14 protein-coding genes are annotated in these 17,379 nt (G+C 67.7%); 11 read left to right on the forward strand and 3 right to left on the reverse strand.

From position 1 onward, the window contains the following. The first annotated feature begins 25 nt into the window (after positions 1–25). The 4 genes from ACPTTC_RS08295 to ACPTTC_RS08310 all read left to right on the forward strand — a co-directional run bounded on the left by ACPTTC_RS08295 (position 26) and on the right by ACPTTC_RS08310 (position 4,367). A complete protein-coding gene (locus ACPTTC_RS08295; protein WP_423392165.1) occupies positions 26–1,039 on the forward strand; it encodes a Gfo/Idh/MocA family oxidoreductase in 1,014 nt (337 codons plus the stop codon). A 39-nt stretch (positions 1,040–1,078) separates the two neighbouring features. Continuing rightward, positions 1,079–2,005: a TIM barrel protein gene (locus tag ACPTTC_RS08300; RefSeq protein ID WP_423392166.1), complete on the forward strand. Its 927-nt coding sequence runs from the start codon at positions 1,079–1,081 to the stop codon at positions 2,003–2,005. Between the two features lie 32 nt (positions 2,006–2,037). Then, positions 2,038–3,210, forward strand: a complete 1,173-nt coding sequence (locus ACPTTC_RS08305) for a Gfo/Idh/MocA family protein (protein ID WP_423392167.1) — start codon at positions 2,038–2,040, stop codon at positions 3,208–3,210. 272 nt (positions 3,211–3,482) lie between these two features. After that, positions 3,483–4,367 carry a MurR/RpiR family transcriptional regulator gene (locus ACPTTC_RS08310; protein ID WP_423392168.1) on the forward strand — a complete coding sequence of 295 codons (885 nt, stop codon included), beginning with the start codon at positions 3,483–3,485 and terminating at the stop codon, positions 4,365–4,367. Between the two features lie 59 nt (positions 4,368–4,426). On the opposite strand, the gene ACPTTC_RS08315 is transcribed toward ACPTTC_RS08310, so the two are convergent. Further along, positions 4,427–5,947, reverse strand: a complete 1,521-nt coding sequence (locus tag ACPTTC_RS08315) for a CoA-acylating methylmalonate-semialdehyde dehydrogenase (RefSeq protein ID WP_423392169.1) — start codon at positions 5,945–5,947, stop codon at positions 4,427–4,429. 115 nt (positions 5,948–6,062) lie between these two features. Between ACPTTC_RS08315 and ACPTTC_RS08320 the strand changes: the two genes are divergently transcribed. The 7 genes from ACPTTC_RS08320 to ACPTTC_RS08350 all read left to right on the forward strand — a co-directional run bounded on the left by ACPTTC_RS08320 (position 6,063) and on the right by ACPTTC_RS08350 (position 13,348). After that, complete coding sequence (locus tag ACPTTC_RS08320) at positions 6,063–6,998, forward strand: LysR substrate-binding domain-containing protein (RefSeq protein WP_423392170.1); 936 nt, start codon at positions 6,063–6,065, stop codon at positions 6,996–6,998. Positions 6,999–7,115: 117 nt separating this feature from the next. After that, a complete protein-coding gene (locus ACPTTC_RS08325; protein WP_006402122.1) occupies positions 7,116–7,343 on the forward strand; it encodes a sulfurtransferase TusA family protein in 228 nt (75 codons plus the stop codon). A gap of 209 nt (positions 7,344–7,552) precedes the next feature. Further along, complete coding sequence (locus tag ACPTTC_RS08330) at positions 7,553–7,966, forward strand: peptidase (RefSeq protein ID WP_423392171.1); 414 nt, start codon at positions 7,553–7,555, stop codon at positions 7,964–7,966. A 269-nt stretch (positions 7,967–8,235) separates the two neighbouring features. Further along, the gene (locus ACPTTC_RS08335; RefSeq protein ID WP_027784223.1) at positions 8,236–8,940 is read left to right on the forward strand and encodes a response regulator transcription factor; all 705 of its coding nucleotides are present in this window, start codon (positions 8,236–8,238) and stop codon (positions 8,938–8,940) included. Continuing rightward, positions 8,937–10,298 carry a FecR domain-containing protein gene (locus ACPTTC_RS08340; RefSeq protein WP_423392172.1) on the forward strand — a complete coding sequence of 454 codons (1,362 nt, stop codon included), beginning with the start codon at positions 8,937–8,939 and terminating at the stop codon, positions 10,296–10,298. The genes ACPTTC_RS08335 and ACPTTC_RS08340 overlap by 4 nt, the downstream gene beginning before the upstream one ends. Positions 10,299–10,308: 10 nt before the next feature. Continuing rightward, positions 10,309–12,696, forward strand: coding sequence for a CHASE2 domain-containing protein (locus tag ACPTTC_RS08345; protein ID WP_423392173.1), 2,388 nt, complete (start codon positions 10,309–10,311; stop codon positions 12,694–12,696). Between the two features lie 37 nt (positions 12,697–12,733). Beyond that, on the forward strand, positions 12,734–13,348 hold the full coding sequence (locus tag ACPTTC_RS08350) for a DUF4136 domain-containing protein (RefSeq protein ID WP_423392174.1): 615 nt from the start codon (positions 12,734–12,736) through the stop codon (positions 13,346–13,348). A gap of 63 nt (positions 13,349–13,411) precedes the next feature. Here the strand turns inward: ACPTTC_RS08350 and galU are convergent, their stop codons facing one another. Both galU and ACPTTC_RS08360 read right to left on the reverse strand, forming a co-directional pair. Next, positions 13,412–14,296 (reverse strand): UTP--glucose-1-phosphate uridylyltransferase GalU, encoded by an 885-nt coding sequence (gene galU, locus ACPTTC_RS08355; protein ID WP_226198079.1) that lies wholly within the window; start codon positions 14,294–14,296, stop codon positions 13,412–13,414. Between the two features lie 87 nt (positions 14,297–14,383). Beyond that, on the reverse strand, positions 14,384–17,251 hold the full coding sequence (locus tag ACPTTC_RS08360; RefSeq protein ID WP_226198080.1) for a valine--tRNA ligase: 2,868 nt from the start codon (positions 17,249–17,251) through the stop codon (positions 14,384–14,386). Positions 17,252–17,379: the final 128 nt, after the last annotated feature.

Below are 17,379 nucleotides of genomic sequence, written 5' to 3' on the forward strand. Positions count from 1 at the left end.
CTGATGAACGACTGGAGACTCGTAGATGACCTTGCAAATCGGCGTGATCGGCTGCGGCGCGATCGGCCAGGACCATATCCGCAGACTGACCCGCACGCTGTCCGGCGCGCGCGTCGTGGCCGTCAACGACATCGATCCGCGGCAGGCGCGCGACGCGGTGACGAAGTACGGGCTCGAAGCGGAGATCTACGGCGACGGCCACGAGGTCGTCGCGGCCGCCGACGTGCAGGCCGTGCTCGTCACGTCTTGGGGGCCGACGCACGAAGCGTTCGTGCTCGACGCGATCGCGCACGGCAAGCCGGTGTTCTGCGAGAAGCCGCTGGCCGTCACGGCCGACGGCTGCATGCGGATCGTCGAAGCCGAAGTCGCGCACGGCAAGCGGCTCGTGCAGGTCGGCTTCATGCGGCCGTACGACGAAGGATACCGCGCGCTGAAGCGCGTGATCGACAGCGGCGAAATCGGCGCGCCGCTGATGCTGCATTGCGCGCACCGCAACCAGTCGGTCGGCGAGCGCTACACGACCGACATGGCGATTACCGACACGCTGATCCACGAACTCGACGTGCTGCGCTGGCTGCTCGGCGAGGACTATGTGAGTACGCAGGTCGTCTATCCGAAGAAGACGCGCCATGCGTCCGCGCATCTCGCCGATCCGCAGATCGTGCTGCTGGAAACCGCGAGCGGCGTGCGCATCGACGTCGAGATCTTCGTGAACTGCCAGTACGGCTACGACATCCAGTGCGAGGTGGTCGGCGAGCAGGGCATCGCGAAGCTGCCCGATCCGCCGGCCGTGGGGCTCAAGCATGCGGCACGTCAGTCGGTCGAGATCATGACCGACTGGAAGGAACGTTTCATCGCGTCGTACGACGTCGAGCTGCAGGCGTTCATCGACGGCGTGCGGCAGGGCGCGCTGACCGGCCCGTCCGCGTGGGACGGCTACGCGGCGGCGGTCGCGGCCGATGCGTGCGTGCGAGCGCAGAAGAGCGGCGCGGTCGAACCGATCGCGATGGCCGAGCGTCCCGCGTTCTATCGCGGCTGACCCGCGGCCACCCGCCGCTTGTCTACAGGACCGACCGACATGACGATGAAGATTGGCTGCGCACCGTGCTGCTGGGGTGTCGACGACGTGAAGAACCCGCATCTGCCGCCGTGGCGGCAGGTGCTCGCCGAGGCCGCGCAGGCCGGCTACTCGGGCATCGAGCTGGGGCCTTACGGCTACATCCCGCTCGAACTGGACGTGGTGAGCGCCGAGCTCGAGCGGCAACGCCTGAGCATCACCGCCGGCACGATCTTCGACGATCTCGTGTCGCCGGAGAACCTGCCGAACCTGCTGCGCCAGACCCGCGACATCTGCGCGCTGATCACGCGGCTGCCCAGGCTGCCGACGCAGGACGGCCAGCGCCATGCGGCGCCGTACCTGGTCGTGATGGACTGGGGCCACGAGGAGCGCGACTACGCGGCCGGCCACGGCGATCGTGCGCCGCGGCTGTCGGACGAGCGCTGGTCGGCGATGGTCGACCATATCCGGCAGATCGCGACGATCGCGCGCGACGAGTTCGGCGTGCGCGCGGTGATTCATCCGCACGCGGGCGGCTACATCGAGTTCGCGGACGAAATCGACCGGATCGTCGCGGGCGTTCCGGCCGACACGGCCGGCCTCTGTCTCGACACGGGCCACCTGTACTACTCGGGCATGGACCCGGAAACGTGGCTGCGCCGTCACGCAGTGCGCGTCGACTACGTGCATTTCAAGGACATCGACGCCGCCGTGTACGACGCGGTGATGGGCGAGCACATCGCGTTCTTCGCCGCGTGCGCGCGCGGCGTGATGTGCCCGATCGGCACCGGCGTGCTCGACTACCGCGCGATCCGCCACGCGCTCGACGAGATCGGCTACGCCGGTTACATCACGATCGAGCAGGAGCGCGATCCGCGCAACGCCGGCACGAGCCTGCGCGACGTCGCCGCGAGCCGCGCGTTTCTCGCGTCGGCCGGTTTTGCATGATCTTCTGAACACGCACCAGGAACACCACCATCATGATTGACGGACAGATTCTCCTTGGACATTCGATTCGCTGGGGCATGGTCGGCGGCGGGCTCGGCAGCCAGATCGGCTACAGCCACCGGTCGGCCGCGTTGCGCGACGGCAGTTTCGAGCTGGTCGCCGGCGCGTTCGACCTCGATCCCGAACGCGGCCGCCAGTTCGGCGTGAAGCTCGGCGTCGCGGCCGAACGCTGCTATTCCGATTACGCGACAATGTTCGACGCCGAGGCGCGGCGCCCGGACGGCATTCGCGCGGTGTCGATCGCGACGCCGAACAATACGCACTTCGAAATCTGCCGCGCCGCGCTGAACGCGGGGCTGCACGTAATCTGCGAGAAGCCGCTGTGCTTCACGACCGAGGAGGCCGAAGCACTGCAGCGGCTGTCGGTCGAGAAGAACCGGATCGTCGGCGTCGCGTACGGGTATTCCGGACACCAGATGATCGAGCAGGCGCGCGAGATGATCGCGCGCGGCGATCTCGGCGAAATCCGCATCGTGCAGATGCAGTTCGCGCACGGCTTCCACAGCGAGGGCGTCGAGGCTGCGAGCGCGGCCGCGCGCTGGCGCGTCGACCCGAAGTTCGCGGGCCCGAGCTACGTGCTCGGCGACATCGGCACGCATCCGCTGTACCTCTCCGAAGTGATGGCGCCCGAGCTGAAGATCCGGCGGCTGATGTGTTCGCGGCAGAGCTTCGTGAAGAGCCGCGCGCCGCTGGAAGACAATGCGTTCACGATCATGGAATACGACACCGGCGCGGTCGGCTACGTGTGGTCGAGCGCGGTGAACGCGGGCTCGATGCACAGCCAGAAGGTGCGCGTGATCGGCTCGAAGGCGAGCGTCGAGTGGTGGGACGAGCATCCGAACCAGTTGCGCTACGAAGTGCAGGGGCAGCCCGCGCAGGTGCTCGATCGCGGGATGGGTTATCTGCATCCGCACGCGTTGCGCGAGGATCGGATCGGCGCCGGTCATCCGGAAGGGCTGTTCGACGCGTGGTCGAATCTCTACGCGCGCTTCGCGCTCGCGATGGATGCGGCCGATCGCGGCGACGCCGCCGCGTTGAAGAGCATCCGCTATCCGGACGTCCATGCGGGCGTGGAGGGCGTGCGCTGGGTCGAGCACTGCGTGCGATCCGCCGATGCGGGCGGCGTGTGGGTCGACTATCGCTGAGCAGGGCAGGCCGGTTGCGCCACGCGCTGCCGTGGCGGCCGGCCTTGGTAGACACCCTGATCTTTACGACGCCGCGAGAGCGTCGGACAATCGCTTCCAGTATCGCCGTGGAGCGTAGGCAAGTGATGATCGAGCGCGTGGGAGCGAGCGTGCGGCGCGGGCCGGGCCGCAAACGTGATTAAATTCGCCCTTCATGCATGTATCCAGGTGAGCCCCGGGCCGCGCCCGCCCGCATCGCGCGCGCATCGGGGCCGTCAACTTCGCGCTATCCGATGAGTTCATCCGAGAAACCTCCCGCCACCGTCGAGCAGTTCCTGCAGCATCTGACGCAGGAGTACGACGGCCTCAGCAATCGCCTGAAGGTGATCGCGCGCCACGTGGAAACGCATCGGGACCAGCTTGGGCTGGAAGGCATCCAGTCGCTCGCGGAGGCATGCGGCGTCCAGCCGTCGGCCGTCGTGCGCTTCGCGAAGCACTTCGGCTTTTCCGGCTTTTCCGAGATGCAGCGGCTGTTCCGGGAGGGGCTCGCGCAGCAGATCGCGCCGGGGCGCGCGTACAACCTGCGGTTGCGTGACGTGATCGAAGCGGGCTCGTCGAGCCTGCAGCCCGAACAGATCGCCGACGAATTCATCAAGGGCAGCATCGCCGGGATGCAGCAACTGCGGCAGACGCTCGATTCGCAGGCGCTGGCGCAGGCCGTCGACCTGCTCGCCGACACGCAGGCGATCTGGATCGCGGGCTCGCGCCGCGCGTTTCCGATCGCGGTGTACCTCGACTATGCGCTGCAGCACACCGACAAGCGCATCGGGCTGTTCAGCGCGCTCGGCAGCATGCATCTCGGGCAGATCCGCTCGGTGCGCGAGGGCGACGTGATGATCGTGATCTCGTTCATGCCGTATGCGGAGGAAACGGTGCAGGTCGCGCAGCAGGCCGTGCAGCGCGGCGCGCGGCTGATCGCGATCACCGACAGCCGGATGAGCCCGCTCGCGCGGGAGGCCGAGGTGACGCTGATGGTGCAGGACAGCGCGACGTTCGGCTTTCGCGCGCTGACCGCCACGATGGGCCTCGCGCAGAGCCTGTTCGTCGCGCTCGCGTACCGGCTCGAACTGTCGTACCTGCCGACCGCCGACGGCGCCCACGACACGAAGGCCGGCTGACGCATCCCGCCGCCGCGCCGCCCGCTCGACTGATCCGCGGGCGGCGTGCCGTCAGGCGGTTACTTCGCGGTCGGCATCGCGAATTCGGCGCCCTTGCCGATGCTCGACGACCAGCGCTGCATCACCGACTTCTGGCGCGTATAGAAGCGCACGCCTTCCTCGCCGTACGCATGCATGTCGCCGAACAGGCTCTTCTTCCAGCCGCCGAAGCCATGCCACGCCATCGGCACCGGAATCGGCACGTTGATGCCGACCATCCCGACCTGGATGCGCCGCGAGAACTCGCGCGCGATGCCGCCATCGCTCGTGAAGCACGACACGCCGTTGCCGAATTCGTGCGCGTTGATCAGTTCGACCGCTTCGCCGAAATCCTTCACGCGCACGCAGCCAAGCACGGGCCCGAAGATTTCCTCCTTGTAGATGCGCATCTCGGGCGTCACGTGGTCGAACAGCGTGCCGCCGGTGAAGAAGCCTGCCTCGCGGCCCGGCACGCGCAGCCCGCGGCCGTCGACCACCAGTTGCGCGCCTTCGTTCACGCCTTGCTCGATATAGCCTTCGATGCGCTTGAGTGCGTCGCCGGTGACGATCGGGCCCATCTCGACTTCCGGCGACATGCCGTCGCCGATCACCAGCTTGCGCGCGCGCTCGGCTACCAGCGGCACGATCTTGTCCGCAATGTCGCCGACCAGCACCGCGACGCTGATCGCCATGCAGCGTTCGCCGGCCGAGCCGTACGCGGCGCCGATCAGTGCATCGACCGCCTGCTCGAGGTTCGCGTCGGGCATCACGACGAGGTGATTCTTCGCGCCGCCGAGTGCCTGCACACGCTTGCCGGATTGCACCGCGCGCTGCTGCACGTAGGCCGCGATCGGCGTCGAGCCGACGAAGCTGACGGCCTGCACGTCGGGGTGGTCGAGCAGCGCGTCGACCGCGCCCTTGTCGCCCTGCACGACGTTGAACACGCCGGCCGGCAGCCCGGCCTGCGTGAGCAGGTCGGCGATGAACAGGGCCGCCGACGGGTCGCGCTCGCTCGGCTTCAGCACGAACGTGTTGCCCGTCGCGATCGCGACCGGGAACATCCAGCACGGCACCATGCACGGGAAGTTGAACGGCGTGATGCCCGCGACGACGCCGAGCGGCTGGCGCATCGTCCAGTTGTCGATGCCGGTGCTGACCTGGTCGGTGAAGTCGCCCTTCAGGAGCTGCGGCACGCCGCATGCGAATTCGATGATGTCGATGCCGCGCGCGACTTCGCCCTGCGCGTCGGAGAACACCTTGCCGTGCTCGGCCGTAATGATCGCCGCGAGTGCGTCGCGGTGCTCGTTCATCAGTTGCAGGAAGCGGTGCAGGATGCGTGCACGGCGGATCGGCGGCGTCGCGGCCCAGGCCGGGAACGCGGCGTTGGCCGACGCGACGGCCTGCTGCACTTCGCTGTCGTCGGCGAGCGCCACGCGGCGCACCACGCGGCCGAGCGCGGGATTGAGGACGTCCTGGAAGCGGCCGCTGCGGCCGGCGACGGGCGCGCCGTCGACGTAGTGGCCGACGTCGGCGTCGGAGGTGTACGCGGGAACCGGATTCATCGTGTCTCCTGAGGTAATCGGGTGGGGGGGGACAGCCCCAAGTCTAGGCAAACGCACAGGGCGGGAGAAGGCCGTGCAGCTTGATTCACTGTTCAGAATTCTGAATAATCACTGGATGAATCAGCAAAATGTCCAGGCGCTCTGGCCGCACATCCATTCGCTGACGGTACTGGCTGCGGCCGGCAGTTTCACGGCCGCCGCGCAGCGGCTCGGCATCAGCAAGGCAGCGATGAGCCAGCGCATCGCCGATCTCGAAAAAGCCGCCGGCGTGCCGCTCGTGCGTCGCACGACGCGCAGCGTGCGGCTCACCGACGCGGGCCAGACGCTCGTCGACAGTACGCGCGACGCGTTCGAATCGATCGGGCAGCACTTCGCGCGCGTGAAGGACCTGGCCGGGGAACCGCGCGGCCTGCTGCGCTTGACGGTGCCGGTCGCGCTCGGGCGCCAGCAGGTCGTGCCGCACCTGCCCGATTTCCTGCGGCAGCATCCGGGCGTGCAGATCGAGCTCGACCTGTCGGACCGGCTGCATTCGCTGACGCAGGAGGGTTTCGACCTCGCGATCCGCCATACGACCACCGCGCCGCAGACCCACGTCGCATGGAAGCTGTGCGACACGCGTTCGCTGCTGGTCGCGAGCCGCGACTACCTCGACGCGCGCGGGTCGCCGCGACACCCGGGCGAGCTCGTCGAGCACAGCTGCCTGTGCTACCTGCGCGACAACGAGCCGGCCGCATGGAGCTTCGAGCCGCACGGCCGGCGGCGCGAGCGCGTGAGCGTGCCGGTGCGCGGCAGCTTCGCGGCGAACAACAGCGAGGCGATGCGCGAGGCCGCGCTCGGCGGGCTCGGCATCGCGCTACTGCCGGATTTCAGCGCGCAGCGCGATCTCGACGCCGGCCGGCTGGTCGCGCTGCTCGACGGCTGGCGGCCGTCGGGCGCGTTCGGCGACCACGTCTTCGCGATCCGCCCGTACAGCCCGGTCGTGCCGAGCGCGGTGCGCGCGCTCGTTCGGCACCTGCGCGAACGGCTCGCGGGCGGCTTTTCGGGCGCCTGAGCCCGGTGGTCGCCGGCGCCGGGCTGCCGGCGGTCCGGGCAGGCACGGCGGCGCTGCGGTAAAATCCCGGCTTCTCTCCGCGCCTTGGATGGCGCGACATTCGAAGGTCGACAGCCGATGCAGATTCACAAGGAAGTGGACGCGCGCGGGCTCAATTGCCCGTTGCCGATCCTGCGTGCCAAGAAAGCGCTCGCCGACATGGAAAGCGGGCAAATCCTCAAGGTGCTCGCGACCGATCCCGGTTCGCAGCGCGATTTCGCCGCGTTCGCGAAGCAGACGGGCAACGAGATCGTCGAATCGACGACGCAGGACAAGACCTTCGTGTTCCTGATGCGCCGCCGCTGACGGCACGCATCTCGGTGCCGGCCACGCCTGGCGCCGGCCGCACGTCGCCGGCCACGCTTCTCTGACAATTCTTAAACCTCGCTTCGTGATCGGCTGCGTATACTGACCCGGCCGGTCGTCCGCTCCCAGCGGATGCGCCGGCCACGGTACGTCGTATGGCAGGCACGGGGGCCATGCCTGACGCTACCGTCGTACAACGGGGAGAGGACATGTCCTTCAGACCAGGGACCATTCGAAGTCCGTCCGGAGCGGAACGCAGCGCATCGGGACTGAGCCGTATCGAGCTTGACCCGCAACAGGATCGCCACGCGCGTGCCGCGTTGGAGGCCTACGCGGATTCGGCCGCGGCCGAGATGCCGTGGCTGGCCGAGTGGCTCGACGAACGGCTGCGCGATGCCGCGCAGGACGACGGCGCGGGCCTGACCTACTGCGGTGCGACGATCGAGCGCGTGTTCGATCTGGCGCAGGCGTGGGCGGCGAGCCAGCCGGACTACGCGGCCACCGCGTGGGAGCGCGTGCGCGGCCAGCTGCAGCGGATGCTGGCACAGGCGGCGCGTCCGGAGCCGCTGTCGCATCGCGTGCCGGACGATGATGTTGCCGAGCAGGTGGCAGGCATCGATTAGGCGCTCGATTGCACGGCGGGAAGGATTATTCGAAGAAAAGACGGCAGTCCGCGCAATTTATTGGCGAATTTCATACTACTATGATGAAATCGCCGGTTCGTCCGTGCCCCGTTTTTTGAGATATTTAGCCGGGGTCGCCGGTTTGCGCAGGTGGCGCGAGCGGCGAACGACGACTCGCCGGCCGGTATCCGGAAGCCGCGCGCATGCTGCGCGGCCGGGTGGGGGCGGGGAGCTGAACTGGACGAATCGATTTCGATTTGCGGGGTGCTATGAGAATTGCTGTACTGGATGACGATCCGGCCCAGACGGATTTCGTCAGTCAAACGCTGACGGCCATTGGCCATACGTGCTATGCGTTCAAGGAAGGCAAGGCCCTGAAGAAGCGCCTGCAGCGCGAGACCTTCGATCTGCTGGTGCTCGACTGGAACGTGCCCGACATGTCCGGCGAGGAAGTGCTGAAGTGGGTGCGCGCCAATCAGACCGAGCACAGCCTGCCGATCATCTTCATGACGAGTCGTGACGACGAGGCGGGGATCACGCAGATCCTCAACGCCGGCGCCGACGACTACGTGGTCAAGCCCGTATCGGGCCCGATCCTGCGCGCACGCATCGGCTCGCTGCTGCGTCGCGCGTATCCGGTCAACGCCGAGGCAACCGTTCGCGAATTCGATCAATTCCGTTTCGACGTGAACCTGAAGCAGGCCTACGTCGGCGACAAGGCCGTGAGCCTCACGCAGAAGGAATTCGAACTCGCGCTGCTGCTGTTCCAGCACCTCGACCGGCCGCTGTCGCGCGCGCACATTCTCGATCTCGTGTGGAAGCAGGCGACCGACATCCCGTCGCGCACGATGGATACGCACATCTCGATGCTGCGCACCAAGCTCGGCCTGCGGCCCGAAAACGGCTATCGCCTCGCGCCGATCTACGGCTACGGCTACCGGCTCGAGCGGGTCGGCCAGGGAGAACCGGAGTGACCACGGGAATCATGCAGCGCACCGCGAACCTGCGCACGGTAGCGCTGCGCACAGCGTGCGCGGTCGCGTTTGCGTTCGCCGCGCAGCATGCGGCTGCCCAGCCGCCCGAGGCGGCGGGCAAGATGGCCGTCTACCGCACGCAGGCGGGCGATACGCTGTCCGACGTCGCCGCGCGCTACCTGCAGGGCGCTGACGACTGGCAACTGCTCCAGCGGATCAACGGCGTACCCGCGCCGAAGCATCTGCAGCCCGACATCGCGCTGAAGCTGCCGGTGGCGCGCCTGCGCAAGGAAAAGCTGACCGCGCGCGTCGTCGCGGTGCAGGGCTCGGCCGAACGTGCGTCCGGCGACGCTTATGCGCCGCTCGCGAACGACGCGACGCTCGCCGAAGGCGATCGCGTGCGCACGGGCCCGAACGGCTTCGTGACGCTCGAGCTCGCCGACGGCACGCACATGAGCCTGCCGCCCGACAGCCAGCTCGCCCTGAAGACGCTGCGCCGCACGGTGCTGACCGGCACGCTCGATCGTGAGTTCGAACTGACGCGCGGCTCGGTCGACAGCGAGGTCACCCATCTGAAGAAACGCGACGACCGCTTCCAGATCCGGTCGCCGTCGGTCGTGGCAGGCGTGCGCGGCACGCACTTTCGCGTGAACTACGACGCGGCCGGCAATGCGTCGACGCGCGTCGAAGTGCTCGACGGCACCGTCGGCGTGGCGGGCGGCCGCCAGCAGGCCGATCCGACGCTCGTGCATGCGAATTTCGGCAGCGTCGCGACATCGTCCGGCGCGGTCGGCGCGCCCGTCGAGCTGCTGCCCGCGCCGGCGCTCGCGCATCCCGACAAGGTGCAGGACGAGCCCGACGTCGCATTCGACGTCGCGCCGCTCGACCAGGCGCATGCATATCGCGTCCAGCTCGCGCACGACGCCGGGCTGCTCGACCTGTTCCGCGAAACGCGCACCGATTCGCCGCGCGCGGTCTTCCACGACGTGCCGAACGGGAACTACTTCGTGCGGGTCGCCGCGATCGATGCGAACGGCCTCGAGGGCCGGCCGCGGACGTACGCGTTCGAACGCCGCGTGATGGGGCTCGACGCGAGCGCGTCGCCCGGCGCCGGCGGCTACGAGTTCCGCTGGTCGCCGAACGGTTCGGGCAAGGGTGCGCGCTACCGGTTCGTGCTGTCGCGCTCGAAGGATCTGAGCGCGCCGGTCGTCGACCAGGTCGGCCTGCATACGCGCCAGATCACCGTCGCGCACCTGCCCCCGGGCGACTATTTCTGGGCCGTGACCGTCGAGGAGTTCGAAGGCGGCAAGTTCTACGAGAAGACCAGTCCGGTCGGCGCATTTACGCTGTCGCGCTGATCCGCGGCGCATGAAACCCGATTCTGTTTCCCCGCGGCGGCACCTCGGCCGCCGCTTCCTGATCGAATGGATCGCGATCGGCTGCCTCGGGATCGCGGTGATCCTCGCGTGCGCACTCGGCAGGCTGTCGGCCAGCGTCGACGGGCTGCTCTATGACCGGCTGCTGATGCTGCGCAGCCTGCCGTTGTCACCCGACGTGGTCGTCGTCGACATCGACAACCAGAGCGTGTCCGCGCTCGGCCGCTGGCCGTGGTCGCGCGACGTGCACGCGCGGCTGCTCGACACGCTGGCGCGCGCGCAACCGGCCGCCGTCGTCTACGACGTGCTGTTCACCGAACCGTCGCCGGAAGATCGCGCGTTCGCGGACGCGATGAGCCGCGTGCCGACCTTCCTGCCGGTGCTGCTGAGCCCCGAGCAGGCCGACGGCTCGCGGACCGTCGAGCCGCCGGTGGCCGCGCTCGCCGCGCGCGCGACGGGGCTCGGTCACATCAACCTCGAAGTCGATCCCGACGGCATCGTGCGCAGCGTGGCGCTGTTCGAAAGCGACGGCCGGGTGCGCTGGCCGCAACTGATGGTGCCCGTCTACCGCGCGATCCAGGCCGGCCGGCTGCATCCGGTCGGCGGCGCGCCGGGCGCGAACGCGCACGACCTGTCGCGCGACGCGGCCGACGAAGGGCGCTACCTGATCCCGTTCAGCCGCAATACGCCCGCGTATCCGACGCTGTCGTTCGACGACGTGCTCGAAGGGCGCGTGAAACCCGATGCGCTGCGCGGCAAGATCGTCGTCGTCGGCGTGACGGCGTCGGGGCTGTACGACCGGTTCGCCACGCCCGTGTCCGGCGAATTCGGGCCGCTCGCCGGCGTGTATATCCATGCCAACGTGCTCGACATGCTGGCGACCGGCAGTGCGATCTCGCCGGCGTCGCGCGCGGGGCTGTTCGCCGCGTCGCTGCTGCCGCTCGCCGCGCTGCTGGGCGGCTTCCTGATGCTGTCGCCGTGGCGCGCGCTGCTGCTGACGCTGAGCCTTGCCGCGCTCTCGGTCGTCGCGAGCATGGCGCTGCTGTTCGAGGCGCGCGTCTGGCTGTCGCCGGCGCCCGCGATCTTCGGGCTGATCGCCGTCTACCCGATCTGGAACTGGCGGCGCCTGGAAATGACGATGTCGTACCTGCGCCGCGAACTGCAGCGGCTCGCCGACGAGCCGCACCTGCTGCCCGAGGCGCCGCGCACGCGCGACGTCGGCGGCGACGTGCTCGAGCGGCAGATGGCGCTGATGGCGCAAGCCGCGCAGCGCGTGCAGGACATGAAGCGCTTCGTATGGGACAGCCTCGACAGCATGCCCGAGCCGATCTTCGTGACCGATCTGGCCGGTACTGTGCTGATCGCGAACCATGCGGCGAAGCGCTACGGGTCGCGGCTCGCGCTGCCGCTGCCGGAAGGGCGGCCGCTGCGCACCGCGCTCGGCGAGCTGACGTTCATGAAGACCGTCGACGGCAACGCCGAACACGATGCGGCGATCCGCGAGCACTGGCCGGCCGTGCTCGACCCGACGCTCGAGGCCGAGCATGACGCGATGGCGCGCGGCATCGAGGTGCGCGACCGAGACGGGCTCGACCATCTGTTACGCTACGCCGCATGCACGAACGCACAGGGCCGCGTGACGGGCTGGATTGCCGGCCTCGTCGACGTCACCGAGCTGCACGCGGCCGAGCGGCATCGCGAGGAAGCGCTGCACCTGCTGTCGCACGACATGCGCTCGCCGCAGTCGTCGATCCTCGCGCTCGTCGAGATCGAGCGCGATCGCTGCGAGACCGACGCGATGCGCGAGCTGCTTGCGCGGATCGAGCGCTACGCGCACCGTGCGCTGTCGCTCGCCGACGAGTTCGTGCAGTTGGCGCGCGCGGAGTCGCAGGCGTACCAGCTCGAGGTGACGAGCCTCGTCGACGTGCTGATCGATGCGAGCGACGAGGTGTGGCCGCAGGCGCAAGCGAAGCACATCCGCATCGACACCGAGGTTGGCACCGACATGTGCTGGGTGCGCGCGGATCGCTCGCTGATCACGCGCGCGTTCGTGAACCTGCTGAACAACGCAGTCAAATACAGTCCGTCTGCGACCGTGATCACGTGTACGCTAGCGGTCGAGCACGCGTCGAAACGGATGTTCTGTACGATTCGCGATCAGGGATACGGCATTGCGCCGGAAGATCAGCGGCATCTGTTCGAGCGTTTCAAGCGATTCCATGCCGGCGAGCGGCCCGAAATCCCGGGTTCCGGGCTCGGCATGGCATTCGTGAAGACGGTCGTCACGCGCCATGGGGGCAGCGTGTCGGTCGACAGCGTGGTGGGTGTCGGCACCGCGGTGACGGTGTCGCTGCCCGCGATCGACGAGCCGTCCGCCTGACAGGGCCGGGCGCGACGGCAGGCATTTGGGGAAAGCCATGAGAAAGGAATGGGCAGCGACCGCGCTGGCGGCGTCGCTGTTGACGGGTTGCGCCGGCGTGACGAGCGGCGTGAGTGCGGTCGGGCAGCCGAACGCGTTCGCATCCGATGCGCACAGCTACGATTTCGTGCGAACGGCCGCGCAGGCCAATGATGCCGAATACCGGCAGATCGAGGCGCTTGTGCGCGACGAACTCGCGCACCGCGGCTTCGATGCGAGGCCGCTCGCGGCCGCGCGCTACCGGTTGTCGATCGCGTATGCGACGCAGCCGGCCTCGGTCGCGGCGCGCGCCGACGGGTGCGGCGCCGCGAGCAGCGCATGCGTGACGGTCGACGGGCCGGCGCCGTTTGCGCTGCCGTTCATGGGCCGTGTGTATCGCCATGTGCTGACGCTGCGCTTCGTCGACGCGAAATCGGGCGTCGACGTCTACCGCGTATCGGCCGCGCTGCGCGATCGCGATCCCGGCACGCAGCAGGCCGCGCCGGCGCTCGTGAAGAGCGCGCTCGCGAAGGTGCCGTTCGACGGCGGCGGTGGCTGGCTCGTCAAGACGAAAAAAGACGACGCGGGCGGGATGCCGGGCATCGTCTCGGTGAAGCCGGCCGACGCGCGCTGAGCGCCGGCGGCCGATGAGGTGAGGGCGGGCTCGCCGGAGTGAGCCCTCGTGCCCTTGCCGTGTTCAGTCGGCCGGGTGTGCGCCGCCGCGTGCGCGCAGGTACGCGTCGAACTCCGCGCCGACTTCCGCGTGCCGCAGCGCGAATTCGACCGTCGCCTTCAGGTAGCCGAGCTTGCTGCCGCAGTCGTAGCGCGTGCCCTGGTACTTGTAGGCCAGCACTTGCTCATCGGCGAGCAGCGCCTGGATCGCGTCGGTGAGCTGCAGCTCGCCGCCCGCGCCGGGCTTCAGCGCACGCAGGTGCTCGAAGATCCGCGGCTTCAGGATGTAGCGGCCGACCACGCCGAGGTTCGACGGCGCGACTTCCGGCGCCGGCTTCTCGACGATCGCCGACATCTTGACGATCGACTCTTCCCACTCCTTGCCGTCGACGATCCCGTACGACTTCGTCTCCGACGGCGGGATCTCTTCGACGCCGATCACCGAGCTGTGATAGTGGTCGAACACGTCGACCATCTGCTTCATCACGGGCGGGTTGCCGTCGAGCAGGTCGTCGGCGAGGATCACCGCGAACGGGTTGTCGGCCACGAGCTTTTCCGCGCACAGCACCGCATGACCGAGGCCGAGCGCTTCCGGCTGGCGCACGTAGAAGCAATCGACATGGCTCGGCTTGATGCTGCGCACGAGTTCGAGCAGCTTTTCCTTGCCGCGCGCCTCGAGTTCGGCCTCGACTTCGTACGACTTGTCGAAGTGGTCCTCGATCGCGCGCTTGCTGCGCCCGGTGACGAAGATCATCTCGGTGATACCGGCGGCGATCGCTTCCTCCACTGCGTACTGGATCAGCGGCTTGTCGACGACCGGCAGCATTTCCTTCGGGCTTGCCTTCGTTGCCGGGAGGAACCGTGTGCCGAGACCGGCAACGGGGAACACCGCCTTGGTAACTTTCAACATGATCGAACCTTTATTCCTGTAATCGACTTGTCAGACGGTCTATGTTCACGTTGCAATTATAGTGAACGCAAACGACCTTACGGTTTGTTACGCAGGCAACCGATCGAGCTGCGCGCGCAGTTTCTCGAGCGTGCTCTGGAATTCCGCGACGCGCTTTTGTTCCTGTTCGACCACGGCTGGCGGCGCTTTCGCGACGAATGCCTCGTTGCCGAGTTTCGCATTGCACTTCGCGATCTCGCCGGTCAGGCGCGTGATTTCCTTCGACAGGCGCTCGCGTTCGGCCGCGACGTCGATTTCCACCTTCAGCACCAGCTTGTTCGGCCCGACGATCGCGATCGGCGCGCCGTGCGCTTCCTTGTCGAGCGTCGCTTCGTCCGCGAGGATCTGCACTTCCGACAGGCGCGCAAGGGCCTGAACGTACGGCGCGAACGAGCGCAGGCGCTCGGCATCGCCGGCCGCGAGCAGCGGCACCTTGGTGGCCGGCGACAGGTTCATCTCGCCGCGCAGGTTGCGGCACGCGTCGACGATCGCCTTCAGGTCGGCCACCCATTGCTCCGATGCTTCGTCGATCTTCTGCAGGTTCGCGATCGGGTACGCCTGCGTCATCAGCGACGCTTCGCCCTCGGCCTTGCCCTGCGGATATCGGCCGGCGAGCGGCGCGACCTTCTGCCAGAGGGCTTCGGTGATGAACGGGATGACCGGGTGCGCGAGGCGCAGCACCGTCTCGAGCACGCGCAGCAGCGTGCGGCGCGTGGCGCGCTGCTGTTCCGGCGTGCCGTTCTGGATCTGCACCTTCGCGAGTTCGAGATACCAGTCGCAGTACTCGTCCCACACGAACTTGTAGATGCTGCTTGCGATGTTGTCGAAGCGGTAATCGGCGAAGCCCTTCGCGATGTCGGCCTCGGTGCGCTGCAGCAGCGACACGATCCAGCGGTCGGCCGCCGAGAAGTCGAGGTAGCCGCCCGGGCCGCAATCGCCCGCACCGCAGACTTCCGGCTTGTCGCTGCCGCAGTCGTGACCTTCGCAGTTCATCAGCACGAAGCGCGTGGCGTTCCACAGCTTGTTGCAGAAGTTGCGGTAGCCTTCGCAGCGCGCGAGGTCGAAGTTCACGTTGCGGCCGAGCGTCGCCATCGACGCCATCGTGAAGCGCAGCGCGTCGGTGCCGAACGCGGCGATGCCGTCCGGGAATTCCTTGCGCGTCTTTTTCTCGATCGTCGCGGCCTGCTTCGGGTTCATCAGGCCCGTCGTGCGTTTCGCGACCAGCGTGTCGAGGTCGATGCCGTCGACGATGTCGATCGGGTCGAGCGTGTTGCCCTTGCTCTTCGACATCTTCTGGCCTTCCGCGTCGCGCACGAGGCCGTGCACGTAGACGGTGTGGAACGGCACCTTGCCCGTGAAGTGCGTGGTCATCATCACCATCCGGGCGACCCAGAAGAAGATGATGTCGAAGCCCGTGACGAGCACCGACGACGGCAGGAAGTGCTTCAGTTCAGGCGTTTCGTTCGGCCAGCCGAGCGACGAGAACGGCACGAGCGCCGACGAGAACCACGTGTCGAGCACGTCTTCGTCGCGCTTCAGCGCACCCGTGTAACCCTTCGCGGCAGCCTGCGCGCGCGCTTCTTCCTCGTGGCGCGCGACGAACACCTCGCCGTTCTCGCCGTACCACGCGGGAATCTGGTGGCCCCACCACAGCTGGCGTGAGATGCACCAGTCCTGGATATTCTCGAGCCACTGGTAATAGGTGGTCGTCCAGTTTTCCGGGACGAACTTGATCTGGCCGCTGCGCACGACGTCGAGCGACGTTTCCGTGATCGACTTGCCGGGATTGAACGTGCCTTCCGGCGCCGGCTTCGTCATCGCCACGAACCACTGGTCGGTCAGCATCGGCTCGATCACGACGCCCGTGCGGTCGCCGCGCGGCACCATCAGCTTGTGCGGCTTCACCGAGTCGAGGAAGCCTTGCGCGTCGAGGTCGGCGACGATCGCCTTGCGCGCGTCGAAGCGGTCGAGGCCGCGATACTGCTCGGGGCCGTTGTCGTTGATCTTCGCGTCGAGCGTCAGGATCTCGATCGGCGCGAGCTTGTGGCGCTGGCCGACCTGGTAGTCGTTGAAGTCGTGCGCCGGCGTGACCTTCACGACGCCCGTGCCGAACTCGCGGTCGACGTAGTCGTCCGCGATCACCGGGATCTCGCGGCCCGTCAGCGGCAGCGTGACGAGCTTGCCGATCAGGTGTGCGTAGCGCTCGTCTTCCGGGTGGACCATCAGCGCGACGTCGCCGAGCATCGTTTCCGGGCGCGTCGTTGCAACGGTCAGCGAACCCGAGCCATCGACGAGCGGGTAGCGGATGTGCCACAGGTGGCCGTTTTCCTCTTCGCTCACGACTTCGAGGTCCGACACGGCGGTCAGCAGCACCGGATCCCAGTTGACGAGGCGCTTGCCGCGATAGATCAGGCCCTGTTCATAGAGCGTGACGAACACGTCGCGCACGGCGGCCGACATCTTGTCGTCCATCGTGAAGTATTCGCGCGACCAGTCGGGCGACGCGCCGAGGCGGCGCACCTGGCCGGTGATCGTCGAACCGGATTTTTCCTTCCATTCCCACACGCGCTCGACGAACTTCTCGCGGCCGAGGTCGTGGCGCGACACGCCCTGTGCGTCGAGCTGGCGCTCGACGACGATCTGGGTTGCGATCCCCGCGTGGTCGGTGCCGGGCACCCACAGGGTGTTCTCGCCGAGCATCCGGTGGTAGCGGGTGAGGCCGTCCATGATCGTCTGGTTGAACGCGTGGCCCATGTGCAGCGTGCCCGTCACGTTCGGCGGCGGCAACTGGATCGAGAAATCGGGGCGGGCCGGATCGAAGGCCGGGGCCGCATAGCCGCGCTTTTCCCACTCCGGCCCCCATTGGGACTCGATGGTGTGGGGCTCGAAGCTCTTCGCAAGCGTGTTGTCGCTCATGTTGGAAATCTGCCGAAAAATGCGTGAATTGGATGCCGAATCTGACGATTATAAATGGATGCACATCCACCAGCCATCGCCTTGCCGGCGCGGGCCCGTCGCGACGCGGCCGCAGCGTGCCCGCGACC

Origin of the sequence: Burkholderia mycopellens (assembly GCF_964265025.1) — a bacterium.
GTDB lineage: Bacteria > Pseudomonadota > Gammaproteobacteria > Burkholderiales > Burkholderiaceae > Burkholderia.

Bases quoted from the DNA above. Each gene is read 5' to 3' on its own strand.
- ACPTTC_RS08310 (WP_423392168.1), top strand. From the start codon at position 3,483: ATGAGTTCATCCGAGAAACCTCCCGCCACCGTCGAGCAGTTCCTGCAG.
- ACPTTC_RS08350 (WP_423392174.1), top strand. From the start codon at position 12,734: ATGAGAAAGGAATGGGCAGCGACCGCGCTGGCGGCGTCGCTGTTGACG.
- ACPTTC_RS08295 (WP_423392165.1), top strand. From the start codon at position 26: ATGACCTTGCAAATCGGCGTGATCGGCTGCGGCGCGATCGGCCAGGAC.
- ACPTTC_RS08345 (WP_423392173.1), top strand. From the start codon at position 10,309: ATGAAACCCGATTCTGTTTCCCCGCGGCGGCACCTCGGCCGCCGCTTC.
- ACPTTC_RS08330 (WP_423392171.1), top strand. From the start codon at position 7,553: ATGTCCTTCAGACCAGGGACCATTCGAAGTCCGTCCGGAGCGGAACGC.
- ACPTTC_RS08305 (WP_423392167.1), top strand. From the start codon at position 2,038: ATGATTGACGGACAGATTCTCCTTGGACATTCGATTCGCTGGGGCATG.
- ACPTTC_RS08320 (WP_423392170.1), top strand. From the start codon at position 6,063: ATGAATCAGCAAAATGTCCAGGCGCTCTGGCCGCACATCCATTCGCTG.
- ACPTTC_RS08360 (WP_226198080.1), bottom strand. From the start codon at position 17,251: ATGAGCGACAACACGCTTGCGAAGAGCTTCGAGCCCCACACCATCGAG.
- galU (WP_226198079.1), bottom strand. From the start codon at position 14,296: ATGTTGAAAGTTACCAAGGCGGTGTTCCCCGTTGCCGGTCTCGGCACA.
- ACPTTC_RS08335 (WP_027784223.1), top strand. From the start codon at position 8,236: ATGAGAATTGCTGTACTGGATGACGATCCGGCCCAGACGGATTTCGTC.
- ACPTTC_RS08300 (WP_423392166.1), top strand. From the start codon at position 1,079: ATGACGATGAAGATTGGCTGCGCACCGTGCTGCTGGGGTGTCGACGAC.
- ACPTTC_RS08315 (WP_423392169.1), bottom strand. From the start codon at position 5,947: ATGAATCCGGTTCCCGCGTACACCTCCGACGCCGACGTCGGCCACTAC.
- ACPTTC_RS08325 (WP_006402122.1), top strand. From the start codon at position 7,116: ATGCAGATTCACAAGGAAGTGGACGCGCGCGGGCTCAATTGCCCGTTG.